The 18,948-nt window shown below is 62.8% G+C and carries 5 protein-coding genes; all 5 read right to left on the bottom strand.

Going from position 1 to position 18,948, the window contains the following annotated elements; translation table 11 throughout:
- Positions 1 to 93: 93 nt before the first annotated feature.
- Positions 94 to 1,317 (bottom strand): HlyD family type I secretion periplasmic adaptor subunit, encoded by a 1,224-nt coding sequence (locus C1N60_RS03920; protein ID WP_369974314.1) that lies wholly within the window; start codon positions 1,315 to 1,317, stop codon positions 94 to 96.
- Positions 1,317 to 3,500, bottom strand: a complete 2,184-nt coding sequence (locus tag C1N60_RS03915; protein ID WP_394521421.1) for a type I secretion system permease/ATPase — start codon at positions 3,498 to 3,500, stop codon at positions 1,317 to 1,319. The genes C1N60_RS03920 and C1N60_RS03915 overlap by 1 nt, the downstream gene beginning before the upstream one ends.
- On the bottom strand, positions 3,497 to 4,948 hold the full coding sequence (locus C1N60_RS03910; RefSeq protein ID WP_031279469.1) for a TolC family outer membrane protein: 1,452 nt from the start codon (positions 4,946 to 4,948) through the stop codon (positions 3,497 to 3,499). The genes C1N60_RS03915 and C1N60_RS03910 overlap by 4 nt, the downstream gene beginning before the upstream one ends.
- A 71-nt stretch (positions 4,949 to 5,019) precedes the next feature.
- Positions 5,020 to 18,015, bottom strand: coding sequence for an Ig-like domain-containing protein (locus tag C1N60_RS03905; protein ID WP_394521420.1), 12,996 nt, complete (start codon positions 18,013 to 18,015; stop codon positions 5,020 to 5,022).
- A 200-nt stretch (positions 18,016 to 18,215) separates the two neighbouring features.
- Positions 18,216 to 18,911 carry an EAL domain-containing protein gene (locus C1N60_RS03900; RefSeq protein WP_394521419.1) on the bottom strand — a complete coding sequence of 232 codons (696 nt, stop codon included), beginning with the start codon at positions 18,909 to 18,911 and terminating at the stop codon, positions 18,216 to 18,218.
- Positions 18,912 to 18,948: the final 37 nt, after the last annotated feature.

Here is an 18,948-nt window from a genome sequence, read left to right as displayed (position 1 = left end):
GGTATAGATGAAAAAAATCCCCTCCGCGTCGTTAGGCCCGACGAGGAAGGGATTGATGGGCGTGATTATCGCCGAGATTGCCGCGCATCGCAATTAGCGCTCGCGCATCGCCTCTTTGGCCTTGTTAAACGGTTTGACCAGATAATCCATGATGCTCTTCTCGCCGGTTTTGATATCCACGGTGGATACCATGCCAGGGCTGATGGCAAAGCGCCGGCCAGCCTTGTTCTGCACATAGTCGTTATCAGTACGAATAAACACGCGGTAGTAGTAAATCTCCGGTTTAACTTCATCCTGGATGGTATCCGGCGAAATGCTTTCCACCACGCCGTTCAGGCCGCCGTAGATGGCGTAATCGTAAGCGGAGATTTTTACCACCGCGCGCTGGCCGGGATGGATAAAAGCAATATCGCGCGGCGAAAGGCGTGCTTCAATCAGCAGCCGATCGTTCATCGGTACGATGTTCATCAACTCACCGTTGGGCGGAATCACCCCGCCCACCGTCGAGACTTTGATGTTTTTCACGATGCCGCGCATCGGCGCGCGGATGGTCAGACGCGTTACGGTATCTTCGCGTCCTTTAATCACCTGCGCCAGGCTGTCGGCTTCGGCGCTGGCCTTCGCCAACTCTTCGCGCGCCTGCACATAATACTGCGAGCGCATATCGGTAAGTTTCAGCTCCAGGTCAGACTTATCGCGCTGTAAGCGCAGCACTTCCACGCTGCTGGCGGCACCGGTTTTCGCCAGTCGCTGGGTGATCGCCAGTTCGCGATTAGCCAGCGCCAGCGACTCCTTAAACTGCCGGGTTGCATCATTGAGCTGGGCGCGTTTGGTGTTATACAGCCGGGTTTCCGCCGCGATAAGATCCGGGTAGCCCTTCAGCTCGGCGGGAAACGTAAGCGGATCATCGTTCACTTCCGCACGCAGGCGCGAGGCCGCTGCCAGCGCGGCCCGGTAGCGCGCCGCGCTCTCGCCGACGCTGGACTGCGAGCGCGTGGCATCCAGTTTCGCCACGATCTGCCCGGCCTGCACGCGATCGCCCTCATGCACATACAGTTCCGTAAGAATGCCGCCCTCCAGCGACTGCAGCACCTGCTCGCGCGAACTGGGGATCACCTTCCCGGTGCCGGTTGAGACCTCATCCAGCATGCCAAACCACGCCCACACCAGCGCCACCACGATCAGCGCGGTGCTGATGACGATCAGCCGCACTGCGCCGGTGTAGTGGCTTTCCGATTTCAGTTCACCGAGCAGATCGTCGGACGAATCCACCTCCGCTGCGGTCACCAGCCGCAGTTTTGCCGGCAATTGTTTCATCATGCCTGTCCCTCCCCCGCCGCTCCGCTGGCGCGCGGTGCCGGCAGCGCGTTCTCTTTCGGGCTGTCCATTACCAGCTGCCCCTCTTTCAGCACCAGTATGCGATCCACCAGCGACAGAATCGCCGCGCGGTGCGTCGCCACGATCAGCGTGCGGCCATTCAGCCAGGCGCCCAGCCGCTCAATAAAATCCTTCTCGGTATGATCGTCGAGCGAAGCGGTCGGCTCATCCAGCAACACGATATTAGGATCGCGCAGCAGCATGCGCGCCAGCAGCAGCGACTGGCGCTGACCGCCGGACAGCCCGACGCCGCCCTCCATGACCGGATGATCGAGCCCGAGCGGCAGACGGCGAATAAAATCGGCCCCGCCACTGACCGTCAGCGCGGCAAAAATCGCTTCGTCGGTGGCGTGCGCCGCGCCCATGGTGAGGTTTTCCCGCAGCGTACCGTGGAACAGCCGCGCGTTCTGCGTCAGCAGCCCGACGTTGCGCCGCACGTCCGCGACATCAATATGCGGCAGGCTGAGGTTGTCCAGCCGCAGCTCGCCGCCCACCAGATCCATGCCGCCGGCCATCGCCTGCAGCAGCGTGGATTTGCCAGAGCCGTTGCGCCCCAGCACGGCGATACGCTCACCCGGCTTGATGGTCAGCGTCTTGATGCGCAGTGCCACCGTCAGCGAATCGCTGTAGTAGCGGAACATGGCATCGGTGAACTGATAGTGGCCAAACAGCACCGGACAGTGAATGCGCGTTTCGTCTTTACTGTTCTCCACCGGCAGATTCATCAGCGCATCGAGGCTGCTCTTCGCCGCTTTTACCTGCTGCCAGCGCGCCAGCACGCCACACAGCGTCGCCATCGGCGCAATCATGCGCGAAGACAACAGCGACGCGGCGACAATCGCCCCGGTGGTGATATCGCCGTTGATCACCATCGGCGCTCCGACCACGATCACGCTGGCGTACACCAGTCCCTGAATGGTGACGCCCCAGCTGATCAGCGCATGCATCACTTTGCGCATCTCGACGCCCGACTGCGCGGTGATGCGGATATAGCTGTTCCACTGCTGCAGAAAGCGATCCTCCGCCTGCATCAGCTTGATATCTTCCAGCCCCTGCACGCTCTCCACCAGCACTGCGTTGCGCAGCGTCGACTCTTTCAGGTTTTGCTGCGCCAGCTTCGCCAGTTTTTTCTGGCTCAGCACGCCGGGCAGGATCATCAGCAGCACCGCCACCGGCGCGATCCACGCCAGCTGCGGCGCGATGATCGCCATCACCAGCATAAACAGCAGGAAGAACGGCATATCGACGATCGCCGTCACCGTGGTCGACGTCACCATTTCGCGCACCGCTTCCAGCTCGCGCAGCTGCGAGATAAAGGTACCGGTCGATCGCGGCACCGCACTGTTACGCAGCCGCAGCGCGTGGCCGAACACGCGATCGGAGACGCGCATATCGGCGCGCTTGCCGAGCAGATCGGTGACGTGATCGCGACCGACGCGCAGAATATAGGTGAACACCACCGAGAGGATCACCCCGATATACAGCACGTACAGCGTGGGGTACGACTGTGCCGGGATCACCCGATCGTACACCTGCATCGAGAAGATGATGCCGACCAGCGCCAGCAGGTTTATCAGGAACGATCCCAGCATCACGTAGCCGTAAGGACGCATGTCGTGCAGCACCAGACGGCGCAGCCAGTCGGGCCTGACCGTGGCGAGATAGCGATCGAAACGGCTATCTTTGGCGGCCGTCACCGGACGCAGCGCCGCGGCGTAGCGGATCTGCGGCAGCAGCGTGTTCAGCGCGATCGGCGCCGGTTGTTCATCGCCGGCCAGGTGCACGCGCACCGTGTCATCGCCATCAAAGCTGGTGATGACGCCAACCTGGCCGTCGCTCAGTTCCACCGCCAGCGGCAAGCGCCAGCTGCTGATCTCCCACTGATGCTCTTCATACAGCTGCAGCGACAGCCCGGCCTGACGCGCCAGATGGCGCAGTGCTTTATCATGTGACTGTTTGCCCTGCCATTCGCTGGCAGCCATGATCATGCCCGGCGAGCACGGCAGGCGATAATGGGTCGCGATGAGAATAATGGCGGTGGCCCAGCCGTGTAGCGGCACCTCGCCACCGGCGGCGCTGGCGGGATTGCCATTGGGGGCGTCCGGAATCTGTAATTGCGTCATGGCTGGATCTCCACGGACTGGATGCGCTGGTTATTCAGCGCAAACGCTGACCGCATCTGCCCGGTGCTGTATAAGCAGTCGAGCTGCAGTGAACGTAACTGACTGATGGTTTGCTGCATGGCGAAGCGCGTCTGAAACACTTCCTGTTCGGCGTTGAGCACGTCCAGCAGCGGACGGGTGCCGAGCTGCAGATACTGATCCTGATACAGCTGCTGCGTCTTCTCGCCCAGCGTCTGCTGGCGCGACATGATCGCCAGGCTCTGCGACAGGCTCAGCGCTTCGGTTTGCGATTCGCTGAGCTGCTGCTGCGCTTTGAGACGCGCCGAGTTTACCGCCGCATTGGCCGCCTGCAGCGCGCTGGCCGCCGCATCGCGCGCCGCGGTAATGCCGCCGCCCTGATACAGCGGCATCTCAACTTTAACGAACGCGGAATACTGGGTGCGGTCGAGCGTTTCGCTGCCGGAGTAGTGATTGTTGAGGTAATGCGTGACCTGCGGTTCCAGCGAAATGGTGGGTAAATTCTGCGCGTTGGCGTTATCCAGTTTAGCCTGCGCCTGCCGTGCCTGCGCCCACGCCGCCAGCACCGCCGGATTGGATTTGTCGTCAGCTTTGCCCACCGCGCAGGCGCGCGTCAGGCTGGGCGGAAACGCATCGCTGACCTTTTTCACCAGTGGCCAGCCGAGATAGCTGGCCAGCGTGGCACGCCAGCGGTTGAGGCTGGCCTGATACTGGGTCAGCGTGGTGCGCGCGCCTTCGATACGCGCGTCGGTCTGGGTGGCGTCCGAGAGCGATGCTGCCCCCTCTTCATTGCGCTGACGCGCCAGATCGCCAATCTTACTCAGCGCCGTCAGCTGATCCTGGGCGATCTTCACCAGTTGCTGATAGCCCTGCACCTGCACCAGCGCGGCGGCGGTGTCGTGCGCGACGGTATCAATACTCACCAGCACGCTGGCCTGCTCCTGCGCCACTCCGGCTTCGGCGGAGCGCACCGAACTGCTGACTTTGCCGAAGTCATACAGCATCTGTGATACCGACAGCACAAATGACGGGCTGAAGCCTTTTTCGCTGTAGGCGTTGCTGTAGCCGTTGTTCATGCCGGCACTGATTTGCGGATAGTATTTGGCCTGCGCCACATCGACCTGGCTGGCCTGCTCCAGCATTTTGCCAATCGCCTGTGCGATGTCCGGATGCCACTGGATGGCACGCTGTACGGCCTGGTTAAGGGTTAAGGTATCCGGCACGTTAGCCAGCGCGGGTTCGGCCACCTGACCGGTTAAGGAGGGAAGATCCTGCTGCTGCGCCAGACCGGCTGAGGTTATGCGCCCCGCCTGCGTCACGGCATCACTGGCAGCCATAAGATGAGAACTGTGAAAAAACACAATGCCAGCACACAGGGCGCTGAGCTTACAGGTACGGCGAGTTGTTGCGCCTGATTGCATCAGATCCATCGATTGTTCACCAGTAAAAGAGAGAAAGGGGCACCTCCCTGTGCCCGTTATGCTTCCCTGCGTTACACCCACTAAGCCGTGTGGTTTTGATGCGGTTGCTGCAGCAACTCCTCCAGTGAGACGTTTACGCCTTCCAGGGTAATCAGCTGCGTACTGCTGTACCCCGTGCCGCTGCCGTCACGGTCAATCGACAACACCGTATTGCCGTCCGCGGTATGATCCACTTTCACAAAGTCATTGATATTACTGGTGGAATCATTCCAGCCGATCAGCAGACTGCTGACGTCGATCTTGTCACCCTGCGCGACGCTGAAGTCGGTCCAGGTGTCGTGACCGTTGCCGCCGGTGGCATCTGCGCTGCTCAGCAGGTGATAAACCAGCGTATCTGCGCCGGCACCGCTGGTGATGGTGTCGTCGTAGGCGCTGCTGGTGAGGCTGTCAGCCGCGGCGCTGCCCGTGATGGTCGGGTGAAGCTCAATGGTAAAGGTGTTGCTGGTGATGGTGCCGTCGGACGACGCCAGGGTGTAGGTAAACACCTCCTTATGCGTGATGTTCTGGATATTCACATCCGCGTTCAGGGTATAGGTATAGCTGCCGTTGGCGGCGATGGTCAGCACACCAAAGTCCCCGGCCACCGCCGTGCTGCCCACGCTGCTCACGGTGGTGAGATCGCCGTGCTCATTGAGGATGCTCAGCGTGCCGCTGTGGCTGACGTTGCTGTCTCCCCAGATGCTGCCGCTGGCATCATGCTCGCTGCTGGTGGTGGTTTCCGCCGCCAGACTGGTGGTGGCGAACAGCGCGGTGGCCGCACCGTTATGCAACGTCACCGTCAGCGTCGCCGAGGTCACTGCACCGCTGGCATCCCGCACCGAGTAGGTGAAGGTGTCTGCGGATGGCAGGGTATCGATATCCAGCCCGGCCTTCAGCGTGTAGGTGTAGTTACCCTTCGCATCAATGGTCAGCGTACCGTAGGTGGTGTTGATCACCGTATTGCCGCTGGACGCCACCGCGCTGCTGCCCACCGACGCCACCGCCGTGCCGGACGGAATCGTCCCGGCGATGGAGCTGGTGTCGTTGGTCAGCAGGTTACCGGTGACCGTCGCGGCGGTGGTGACCGCCAGCGTGGTGAAATCCGACACCGTACTTACCGTGGTGGTTGGCAACACACTAATGTTGGTGGTGGCTGCCACCACCACCGCATAGTTGCCGGTCCCCAGTCCGGTGTAGGTTACGTTTGCCCCTTTCAGCGTACCGATCGTCAGCAGCGCGTTAATGTAGTTGGTCTTAATACTGATCAACTGCCACGAGCCGTTCGCCTGCTGTTCGTACAGGTTTAACGAATAGTTGGCGGCCACGCCGAGGCTGGTTACCGAACCGTTGAGCGTCACGGTACGGCTGTCATCGTTACCCACGCTGAACAGGTAAGCATTACCGTTGTTCAGTACGCTGGCATTGAGCACCGTACCCAGCCCCACGGTCAGCAGCGCGGTGTGCGACGAGTTGACCGTACCGTTGTTCACCGTTGCCTGCGTGCTGGTGTAATCCACCTCGTTGCTGTCGTTGGTCGCCACGATGCGAATCGCACCGGTCAGCGAGGCCCCCGGCGAGACGTTACCGGCGCGATCCGTCTGGATCACCGAGAGCGGCGCACCGGTGATCTGCGCGGTGGTGAGCGTCACCGACCAGTTGCCGCCGCTGCCGACCGTGGTGGTACCGAGCGCGTTGCCGCTGGCATCGCGCACCGTCACCGTGGCCCCCACTTCACCGCTACCGGTGACGAGGGTACCGGCGCTGTTGATCGCCAGCCCGCTTACCGCCGCCGGAGGCAGGGTATCCACATTTACCGTCGCCGTGATGTTGCCGGTGCTGACGTTACCCGCCGCATCGGTCACCGTGGTGCTCAGCGTGTGCGCGCCGTTCGCCAGCGTGGCGGTGGTGAAGCTCCAACTGCCATCACTCCCCGCGGTCACAGAACCAATGGCGCTGGCACCGTCGTAGATGGTGACCACGGCACCCGCTTCCGTGGTGCCGCGCAGCGTTGGCGTGGTATCGCGCGTAAAGGCGCCGTTCGCCAGCGTCACCGGCGTACCGCTGATGTCATCAATGATGGTCAGCGTACTGGCAACCGGCACCACGGTATCGACGATCAGCGTGGTCGACACCTGCGGGCTGACGTTGCCCGCCGGGTCGGTCTGCGTCACGTTGAGCGTGTGGCTGCCGTTGCTCAGCGCGTTGCCCACCACGAAGCTCCAGCTGCCGTTGCTGCCCACCGTGGTGCTGCCCAGCAATGTGGTGCCGTCGTACACCGTGATGCGCGCGCCCGCCTCGCCGTTGCCGCTCAACAGCGGCGTGCTATCGTTGGTGACGCCATTATTCGGAATGGTCACCGCCGTGCTGCCGTTGTTGTTGAGCGCCAGCAGATTGGTGATGGCCGCCGGTGCCGTGGTATCGATGATCACCGTGGCCGCGGTGGTGCCGCTGACGTTACCTGCGGCATCCGTTACCGTCACCGTGATCGGGTGCGGACCGGCGCTCAGCGCCGCCAGTGGCGTGAAGCTCCAGCTGCCGTCCGCCTGCACAATCGCCGTGCCCAGTGCCAGACCGTTGTCCAGAATGGTGACGCGTGCCCCGGCCTCCGCCGCGCTGACGCTGCCGCGCAGCGTTGGCGTGGTGTCGTTGGTCGCACCACCGTTGACGATGGTGGCACCGGTCGCATCATTAATAATGGTGAGACTGGTGTTCGCTGGCGCCACCGTATCCACGGTGAGGTTAATCACCTCAGAACGGGGACTGACGTTGCCCGCGCTGTCGGTCACCGTCACGCTCAGCGCGTGGGCGGCATTACTCAGCGTCGGCGAGACGAAGCTCCAGCTGCCGCTGGCGTTAGCCTGCACCGTTCCGAGCAGCGCGTTGCCATCGTAAACCGTGACAATCGCGTTCGCTTCCGCCGTGCCCTGCAGCGTCGGCGTGCTGTCGTTGGTGACCCCGTTATTAACGATAGCCACACCGGTGACGTCGTTGGTCAGCGTCAGCCCGGTTGCCGCCAGCGGCGGGGCGGTGTCGACGGTCAGCGCCAGGGACGCTGCGGGACCGGTATTGCCTGCTGCATCGGTGGCCGTCACGCTGAAGGAGTGTAAACCGTCAGACAAGGTGCCAGTGACGAAGCTCCAGCTGCCGTTGCTGGCGGCGGTAACCGAACCCAGCACCGTATCACCATCGCGGATGGTCACAATGCTGTTGGCTTCCGCCGTGCCGCTCAGGCGTGGCGTGCTGTCATTAGTGACGCCACCCGCCGCAATCGCCACCGGCGTGCTGCCGTTGTTGTTTACCGCTGCCAGCCCGGTGATAGCCACCGGCGGCGTGGTGTCGATCACCAGCGTGGCGCTGGTGGTGGCACTGACGTTACCGGCCGCATCGGTGACCGTGACGTTGAGCGTATGGAGCGTTTCGCTCAGCGCCGTGGCTGGCGTCAGCGTCCAGTTACCGTCACTGCCCACCAGCGCGGAACCGACCAGCGTGGTGCCATCCAGCACGGTGACGATGCTGCCCGCCTCCGCCCGACCGCTCAACACCGGCGTGGTATCGCTGGTGACGCCGCCATTCGGGATGACGCTGCCGCTGACGTCGTTGGTGACCACCAGCGTGGCCGCGCCCGGCGCAACGGTATCGACGGTGATGGTCACCGGCGTGGTGCGCGGGCCGGTATTGCCCGCCGCATCGGTGACCACCACGCTCAGCGCATGCGCGCCGTTACCCAGTGTCGGTGAGACAAAGCTCCATGCGCCGCTGCCGTTCACGAGCGCCGTGCCGAGCAGCGTATTGCCGTCATAAACGCTAACCGTGGTGTTGGCCTCGGCGCTGCCGCTCAGCGTTGGCGTAGTGTCGTTAGTCGCGCCGCCAGCCGGTATGCTGACGCCGGTCACATCGTTAGTGATGGTCAGGTTGGTAGCCACCAGCGGTGGCGTCGCATCAACGATCAGCGTCACGCTGAGCGCCTCGCCGGTGTTACCCGCCGCGTCCGTTTCCGTGACGCTGAAGGTGTGACTGCCGTCGCTCAGTGCCGCAGAGGTGTAACTCCAGTTACCGCTGCTGCCGACCGTCAGCGAGGCCACCACATCGCCATCGAGGCGAATGGTCACCACGCTGCCCGCCTCTGCCACACCGCGTAACAGCGGCGTGTTGTCATTAGTAGTATCGCCGTCAGCAATCGTCACCGGCGTGCTGCCGTTGTTATTGCTGGCCGTGAGCGTCAGATCGTCCGGCGCCAGGGTATCAACGATTACCGTCGCGCTGGTGCTGGTGCTGACGTTGCCCGCCGCATCGGTCACCGAAACGCTCAGGGTGTGCGATCCTTCACTTAGCGCTGTCGCTGGCGTGTAGCTCCAGTTGCCGCCGGACGGCACGGTCAGCGTGGTCAGCACATCACCATTGTTGAGGATGGTGACCGTGCTGCCCGCTTCCGCTACGCCGCTCAGGGTTGGCGTGGCATCGCTGCTGTAGCCGCCGTTGAGCACCGGCTGCGCGGTATCATCGTTGGTGATGACCAGCGTCGAGGCGTTCGGTGCGATGCTGTCCACAGTGAAGCTAAGCGCCGGGGTGCGGTCGCTGCTGTTACCCGCCGCATCGCTGACGCCCACGCTCAGCGCGTGCGTCCCTTCGCTCAATGCAGGCGTGGTCAGCGTCCAGCTTCCCCCTGCGCCCACCACCACCGACGCGATAGCGGTGTTGCCATCGTACACTGTGACCAGGCTGCCCACTTCGGCGCTGCCACTGAGTACCGGCGTGTTGTCATTGATGACGCTGCCGTCGCTAATCGGCACCGCCGTGCCGCTGCGATCGTTGCTGATCACCACATCAGCGGCCACCGCCGGCGCGGTGATATCCACGGTGAAGCCGAGGGTAGCCGATGGCGTCCCCTCATCACCGCCAGGGTTTTGCGCGGTAATGTAGTATGCGTAGCTGCCTTCAGCCAGTGTCGGCGTATAGCTCCACTGGCCGTTAGCATCCGCCGTAACGCTGGTGATTACCGCATCCGTGTTTGCGTCATAAATACGAATCAGCTGACCGGCTTCGGCAGAGCCGCTGAGCGTTGGCGTGGTGTCGCGGGTTACCACGCCGTCTGCCAGCGTCACCAGCGTCGTGCCCGTGTCGTCAGTGATTTGCAGCGTCGAGGTGGCTGGTGGCAGATCGGCCTGCACGTTAAGGCTGAACGCCGGCGTCGCCGTGCTGACGTTGCCCGCCGCATCGGTGACGGTCACGGTGAAGCTGTGAGGTCCGTTGTTGAGCGCCGCGGTCGTAAAGCTCCAGGCCCCGCCCGAGCCGGCCAGCGCAGTGCCCAGCAGCGTGGTGCCATCGTAGATGTTCACCGTGCTGCCAGCTTCTGCCGTGCCGCTCAGGGTTGGCGTGTTGTCATCAGTCGACGCGCCGTCATCCAGCGGGCCCGTCGTGCCACCCACGTTATCGGCGACCACCAGGTCAGGAACCGCGTCTGGCACCAGCGTATCGACGGTGACATTCACCGGCCCAACCGGCTCGCTGACGTTGCCAGCGGCATCCACCACCTGCACCGAGAAGGCGTAGCTGCCATCCTGCAGCGCGCTGGTTTCAAAGCGCCATACGCCATTGGCATCGGCGACCACCGAGCCAATCACCGTATCGTCCTGCAACAGATTGATGATGGCACCCGCCTGCGCCGTTCCGCTCAGCACCGGCGTGGTGTCGTTGGTAAAGCTGCCATCCACCAGCGGCAGTGCGGTCGGACCGTTATTGGCGTTGACCTCAAACGACAGCACCGGATCCGGCCCGACGGTGTTGACCGTTACGCCAATGCTCACCGGGTCACTGACGTTACCCGCGTTGTCACTGACGACGACCGTCAGCGTGTAGCTGCCGTTATCCAGCGGCGACGTATTCAGGCTCCAGTTGCCCTCAGTGTCCACCGTCGCCGACCCCACCAGCACGTTGCCGTTGTACACGTTGACGAGACCACCCGCCTCACCGCTGCCGCTCAGCAGCGGCGTGTTGTCGTTGGTGGCGCCACCGTTGGCGATAGTGACTGGATTATCCGGATCGTTGTCATTCTGCAGCAGCACGGCGCTGACCGGTTGCGGTGGCGTGGCATCAACCTGAACGGTGAAGCTGGAAGACGGCGCACTGACGTTGCCGAGGCTGTCCGTCACCGTGGCCGTCAGGGTGTGCTGACCATCGGTGAGCACGGGCGACAGGAACACCCATTCGCCGGCCGCATTGGCGGTGGTCGAACCCAGCACCACATTGCCATCGTAAATGGTCACCAGGCTGTCAGCCTCCGCCGTACCGCTCAGGCGTGGCGTGTTGTCATTGGTAAAGGTGCCATCGGGCACCAGTACCAGATCGGTACCGTTGTCGTTATTCACTTCCAGCGTGGCCTGGGCCGGAGCCTGGCTATCCACGGTAAAGGTAATCGGTGCCGACGCCGGTCCGGTGTTACCGGCCGCATCGGTAACGGTCACCGTCAGGCTGTGCGCCGCGTTGGTGAGGGTTGGCACGTTGAAACTCCACGCGCCGTCACTGCCCGCAATCGCCGTACCAATCGGCGCGCCATTATCCAGAATGTTCACCGTGCTGCCCGGCTCAGCAACGCCCGCCAGCAACGGCGTGGTATCGCTGGTGGTCGATCCCGACGGAATATCTACCAGCGCACTGCCGTTGTCATTGGAGAGACTGATTTCCGTCACCTGATCCGGTGCGGTGGCGTCAATCACCAGCTGTGCCGTGACCGGCGCGCTGACGTTGCCCGCCGCGTCGCGCGCCACAACGGTTAAGGTGTAGCTGCCGTCACTCAGCGCACTGGCTGGTGTGAAGCTCCAGCTGCCGCTGCTGCCGACAGTGACGCTGCCCACCGGACCATTCTGAGAGGTAATCACAATCAGGCTGCCCGGATCGCCGCTGCCGCTCAGCACCGGCGTGTTGTCACTGGTTAAGCCGCCGTTCGGGATGGTGACCGGATCGCCGTTGCCATTGTCGCTGGCGACGCTCAGCTGGGTGACCGCCGACGGTGCTACGGTATCGACGGTGATCGCCACACTGGCGCTCGGTGCACTGACATTGCCGGCGACGTCGGTGACCGTCACGCTGAGGCTGTGCGAGCCATCGGTCAGTTCAGGTGAGAAGGTCCATGCGCCGTCGTTACCTGCCGTCGCCGTGCCGATAGGCGTCTGTCCGTCATAGACGATGATGGTGCTGTTCGGCTCCGCCGTTCCGCTGAGCAGCGGCGTGCTGTCATTGGTGTTGCTGCCTGAGGCGATCGGCGTGGCCGGATCGACATTGTTGTTCACCAGCAGCAGATCGACGACCGCGTCCGGCGCCGTGGTATCCACGGTAAAGCTAATCGGCGCGGAAGGATCGCTGACGTTACCCGCCGCATCAGTCACCGTTACCGTCAGGCTGTGATCGCCCTCGTCCAGCGTACCGGTAACAAACTGCCAGCTGCCATCGGCGCCCACGGTCACAGAACCGATCGGCGTCGTGCTGTCGCCATCGTAGACAGTGATGATACTGCCCGCCGTGGCGCTGCCGGAGAGCTGCGGCGTAGTGTCGTTGGTCGCGCCATTGGCGGCAATCGCCACCAGCGTGCTGCCATCGTTATTGCTCAGCACCACGTCCACTGGCGCTGCCGGTGGCGTGAGATCAACGGTGAAGGTGTACGGCGCTGACTCCGGCCCGACGTTGCCTGCCGGATCGGTGACGCTGGCCGTCAGGCTGTGACTGCCCGCTTCCAGGGCGGTATCTGGCGTGAAGCGCCAGCTGCCGTCATTGCCGGCGGTAGCCGAGCCGATGATCACGCCGTTGTCGCGCACGATCACCACGCTGTCAGGCTCGGCGCTACCGCTCAACACTGGTGTGGTGTCGTTGGTCGCCCCGCCAGAGGCCACCGGTACGGCCGGATCAACCTCATCGTTCACCAGCAGCAGGCCGGTCGGCTCGGCCGGTGCCGTGGTATCCACGGTAAAATCAATTGCCGCGGACGGTGCGCTAACGTTGCCCGCCGGGCTGGTAACCGTCGTGGTCAGGCTATGTTCGCCCTGGCTCAGCGTCGGTACCGCATAGGTCCATGTGCCACCGGCACCCACCAGCACGCTGCCCAGCACCGTGTTGCCATCGAGGATGGTGACGGTGCTGCCGGCATCGGCGGTGCCGCTCAGCTGCGGCGTGGTGTCGTTGGTCGCGGTGCCGCTGTTAATCGGCTGCAGCGTCTCGCCGTTATCGTTGTTCAGCACGACATCAGCGGCGGCAGACGGTGCGGTGAGATCGATAGTGAAATCAAACGCATCAGACGCTGGCCCGCTGTTGCCCGCCGTGTCGGTGACAATGGTGGTCAGGCTATGCGTGCCCGCCTCCAGTGCCGGATCCGGCGTGAAGCTCCAGTTGCCGTTTGCATCGGCCTGCGCCGAGCCAATCACGCTGCCATTGTCGTAAATCGCGACGAGGCTGCCCGGCTCCGCGCTGCCGCTGAACAGCGGCGTGGTGTCATTAGTGACGCCATCCGCCGCGATCGGCAGCGGCGTTGCGCCCTGATCGTTAACCAGCAGCAAGTCTGCGGCGGGCGCCGGATCGGTGAGATCGATGTTCACCTCCAGCGGAGCCGACGGTGCACTGGTATTGCCAGCCGGACTGGTTTCGGTCGCCGTCAGGCTGTGCTGCCCCTCGCCCAGCGCAGTGACTGGCGTGAAGCTCCAGCTGCCGTCGTCGTTGACCGTGGTGGTGCCCAGCACGGTATTGCCATCCGAGACGGTGATGGTGCTGCCGGCGGTGCCGCTGCCGCTCAGGACCGGCGTGGTGTCGTTAGTGGCACCGCTGGTGATCAGCACCGGCGTGCCGCTCTGATCATCACTGAGCTGCACATTGCCCGGCGCGGCTGGCGTGGTGGTATCAATGGTAAAGCTGAGGGCGGCCGAGGGTTCGCTGGTATTGCCAGCGGTATCGGTCACCGTCGCCGTCAGGCTATGGTCGCCCGCTGCCAGCACCGGTGCGGTGAAGCTCCAGCTGCCGTCGTTACCGACGGTGGCGGTGCCCAGTACCGTATCGCCATCGGAAATGGTTACGGTGCTGCCCGGTTCCGCGCGGCCACTCAACACCGGCGTGGTGTCATTGGTGAGGCCATTGCTGACCGGCACCGGTGTACCGCTCTGGTCGTTGCTGAGCAGCAGCTCGCTGGCCACAGCAGGGGCGCTGGTATCGACGATGACAATCACCGCCGTACTGCCCGGCCCGGTATTGCCCGCCGTGTCGGTAACGGTGGACGTCAGGTTATGCTGCCCTTCGCTCAGCGGAGCGGTCGGGGTGAAGCTCCAGCTGCCGTCGCTGCCTGCCGTCGCCGTGCCCAGCACCGTATCGCCGTCGCTGACGGTCACCGTGCTGCCAGGTTCAGCGGTACCGCTTAGGGTTGGCGTGGTGTCATTGGTGCTGCCGCCCGCGGCAACCGGTGTGCCGTCGCCATTGCTGAGCTGCAGATTGCCTGCCGCCGCTGGTGCCTGCGTATCGACGGTGACGGTTACCGGTGTTGACGCCGGGCCAGTATTGCCGGCCGCATCGGTCACGGTGCTGGTCAGGCTATGGCTGCCATCGCTGAGGGGCGGCGTGGTGAAGCTCCAGTTGCCATCGTTGCCCACCGTGGTGCTGCCAATCACCGTACCGCCATCGGAGATAATCACCACACCGCCGGCTTCGCCGCTGCCGCTCAGGGTTGGCGCAGAGACGTTAGTGCTGCCAGTGCCCAGCGGATCGCCGTCATCGTTGGTCAGCTGGATGCCTGTCGGTGCCGCGGGCGCGACGGTGTCGATGGTGATGGTGATTACCGGCGAATCCGTCACCGTGCCGCTGCCGTTATCGGCGCTGGCGCGGAATGCGTAGGTGCCGTCGGCCAGCGCCGCTGGCGTGAAGCTCCACTGTCCGTTGCTGCCCGCGACCACGCTGCCCAAAACCGTGCTGCCGTTGTACAGGGTGACGAGATCGCCCGCCCCGGCCTGGCCGCTGAGAATCGGCGTGCTGTCGGTGGTGCTGTCGTTATTGGCCAGTTCGACCAGCGTGCTGCCGTTATCATCGGTGACAATCAGCAGGCTGCTGGTGGCCGGCACGCCCGCCTCAATGTTGACCGTGAACACCGGCGATGCCGGGCTGACGTTGCCGGCCGCGTCAGTCACCGTGGTGGTCAGGCTGTGCTGCCCGTTGGTGAGCGCATCTGGCGTAAAGCTCCAGCTGCCGTTGCTGCCGGCGGTAACGCTACCGAGCAGCGTGGTGCCGTCATAGATACGCACCACCGCGCCCGCTTCTGCCGAACCGCTCAGGGTTGGCGTGCGATCGTCGGTGGTCTGGCCGGAATCCAGCGCGCCGGTGGCGCTGCCCGCGTTATCCGTCACCTGCAGGCCGCTGACGGCGGCAGGCGCGGTGGTGTCAACGCTAAAGGCGATCGGCGTTGATGCCGGGCTGACGTTGCCGGCGGCATCGGTCACCGTGGTGCTCAGGCTGTGATTGCCCTCGCCCAGCGCTGGCGTGGTGAAGCTCCAGCTGCCGTTACTGGCCACGCTGACGCTGCCGAGAACGGTGTTGCCATCGCGAATCGTGACAATACTGCCGGCTTCCGCCGTGCCGCTCAGCAGCGGTGTCGCATCGTTGATCGTGCTGCCGCCCGTTACCGGCTGTGCGGTACTGCCGGCATCGTTCAGCAGTGCCAGATCGCTGGCTGCCGCCGGTGGCGTGGTATCAACCGTAATGTTCAGAGTGACGGTGTCAATCACATTGCCATCAACGTCGGTAATGGTGGCGCTGAACGCATGGCCGCCCTCACTCAGGTTGCTCAGGGCAAAGCTCCACTGCCCATTGCCGTCGGCGGTAGTGCTGCCGAGCAGATCGCCGCCGTCAAAGATGCGGACGAGGCTGCCCGCCCGGGTCAGGCCGGCGAGGGTCGGGCTGTCGTCATTGGTGACGGCGCCGTTTTGCAGTGAGACGAGGGTATTGCCGCTGTCGCCCACCAGCTCAATGCTGGCGCTGGCGGGTGGCAGCGCAGCATCCACATTGACCACAAATTCCGCGGTCGCGCTGCTGACGTTGCCCGCCGCATCGGTTTGCGTAACGGTCAGGCTGTGGCTGCCGTTGCTGAGCGCTGGCGTGGTAAAGCTCCAGCTGCCGTTGGCCCCGACAAGAGTATTGCCCAGGAGCGTGCTGCCGTCGTAAATGCTGATCAGCGCACCGGCTTCGCCGCTGCCGCTCAGGGTAGGTGTGTTGTCATCGGTGGTGGCGCCCGACGTCAGCGGGCCCTGGCTGGCACCCACGTTGTCGATCACCTGCAGATCGCCGATCGCCGCCGGTGCGGTGGTATCGACGGTGACCACGATAGCCGCTGACGCCGGACCGGTGTTGCCGGCGCTGTCGGTTACCGTGGTAGTCAGGCTGTGATTGCCGTCGCTAAGCGCTGGCGTGGTGAAGCTCCAGCTGCCGTTACTGCCGACGATAGCCGTGCCGAGCACGACGTTGCCATCGCGTACCGTAACGGTGCTGCCGGCCTCTGCCGTGCCGCTCAGCGACAGCGTGTTGTCATTGCTGCTGCCGCCGGCGGCAATCGGCGTCACGGTGCCATTGCTGTCACCGGTCAGCAGCAGATCGCCTGCCGCGCCGGGCGCCACGGTATCAATGGTGACCGTCAGGGTGACGGAGGTGGTGACGTTACCGGCGGCGTCGGTGGCAACCGCGCGGAACGCGTAAGTACCATCTGCCAGCGTAGCGGGAGTGAAGCGCCACTGACCGCTGCCGTCGGCAATAGTACTGCCCAGCAGCGTGGTGCCGTTGTACAGCGTGATGACGGCGTTAGCGCTCGCCAGGCCGCTCAGCACCGGCGTGCTGTCTTTGGTGCTGGCGCCATCGCTCAGCGTGCGCAGCGTGGCATCGCTATCGTCGGTAATTTGCAGCGAACTGCTGGTTGAGGGCAGGCCCGCCTGAATCGTCACCACAAACGGCGAGGACGCAGCGCTGACGTTGCCGGCAGCGTCCGTCAGCGTCACGGTCAGGCTGTGGCTGCCATTGCTCAGCGCTGGCGTGGTAAAACTCCAGTTGCCGTTCGCGCCCACCAGCGCCGTGCCGAGCAGCGTCTGACCATCGTAAACGCTGACGACAGCGCCCGCTTCACCACGGCCGCTCAGGGTCGGCGTGTTGTCATCGCTGCTCGATCCGTTTGGTACCGGCGTGGTGCTGCCGCCGCTGTTGTTGGTCAGGGACACGTCCGTGGCAACTGCCGGTGGCTGCGTATCGACAGTGAAATCAACCGGGCTGGTGGCCGGACTGGTGTTGCCGGCCGCATCGGTGACGGTAACCGTCAGGCTGTGCTGCCCTTCACCCAGGGCAGGTGTCGTGAAGCTCCAGCGGCCATCGGCACCGACGGTGACCGTGCCCAGCAGCGTGGTGCCGTCGTAAATACTGACAATGGTCCCCGCTTCGGCCGTGCCGCTCAGCGTAGGCGTGTTGTCATCGGTGCTGGTGCCGCCCGTGATAGCGCCCTGCACGCTGCCCGCGTTATCCGTGATCAGCAGATCGCTGACTGCCGCCGGAGCCGTGGTATCACCGCCGCCGCCATTGTCGCCGCCGCCGTTATCCCCACCACCGCCACCGCCACCGCCACCGCCACCGCCGTTGTTACCGGCGATCAGCGCACCGATACCGGCCAGCGCAGCGCCGGCGATACCAAAGGCGGTCAGTGTTCCGTCACCCGTGACGTTTTCCGCTAACAGCCCTTCCGTGCTGTCGATAGAGACAAACTGGAAGCCTTCTGTGCCGGGATCTTCCACCCACCACAGCGCGCCTTTGTCGTCCTGCAGCACCAGATCGCTGTCGCCGTTAGCATCGTAGAATTTATGAATAACAACGACTTCACCGGATTTAGTGGTGACCACTAAATCACTACCATTGCGTGTGAAAGACTTAATATCAGCCTGATTAAGGTTGAGCTTAACCACACTGGGAGCAGTCAAATTAACCTGATTACCGCTCACTTCAGTAGCAATCGTTCCGCCTTTAGGCGTTACAGAGATATTGTTCATTTTATCGATATCCCGCGCAGTTATAAGCTTAATGGCATCCATAAAAACGGCCGGTATCGCCAGACACCGGTATTCTTCGCGAATAATTCAATGAATTACTCACATCCTCTCCAGGCCGGTTTCATCTGCCAGAGGCACAGTGAAAACGCGCTGAGTCGTTATTTGCCGCCCGTGCGAAAAACAGCTCTGCCGAACTCTTTTCAGACTTGCGCCAACAAATCAGTGAGATAGACGCTCTTCCAGTGGTAGCCTTGCATGCCGTAAATTGATTTTTTCGACAGCAAATCAACCTGACGTTGATGTTCAACGCCCTCAATAATCACGCCGCGACATAATTGATTGAGGTGGTCGAGCAGAATGTCGAAAGTGCGATCTTCGCCAAATTGCCAAAAAAATTTTTTATCAATCTTGACGATGTCGAATATTCCGCTATCGAGCATGGTCAGGTTGGAATAACCCGGACCAAAGTCATCGAGCCATAACGGGGCCGGCGTGATTTTGGCTACGCCTTTCAGGATCAACAGGTCGGCGCTATTAAAGCGTGCGGTGAAGAAGGCAGAGATTTCCAGCCGTAATCGCGTCAGCGCGGCCAGTTTTCTTGGTATTTCAGCATCTTTAAAAATGCCTGAAACAATATCTCTGTCTACATTAACGCTGATGACCTGCTCAAACCCCGCATGGTAAAGCTGAATAAGTTTTTCGACCTGGTGGAGGAATAACTGCCATTTTTCGTCAGCAGAAAGCCGACTGAAGAACCCTGCATCCCTGTCAGGGTTACGCTTATTATTGGTATCTGCATCATCTGCGAAACGCGTCAACAATTCCCATGCCACCACTTCACCGGAAATAGCGTGAACCGGCTCCAGCATCAGAATGTAGTCGGATTTGCAGCGCATTTTACGATCCTTACACTGGCTGACAGCGCGTTAAACC

This window comes from Pantoea sp. SGAir0184 (genome assembly GCF_043544755.1).
This window is presented reverse-complemented; position numbering and strand designations above follow the sequence as displayed.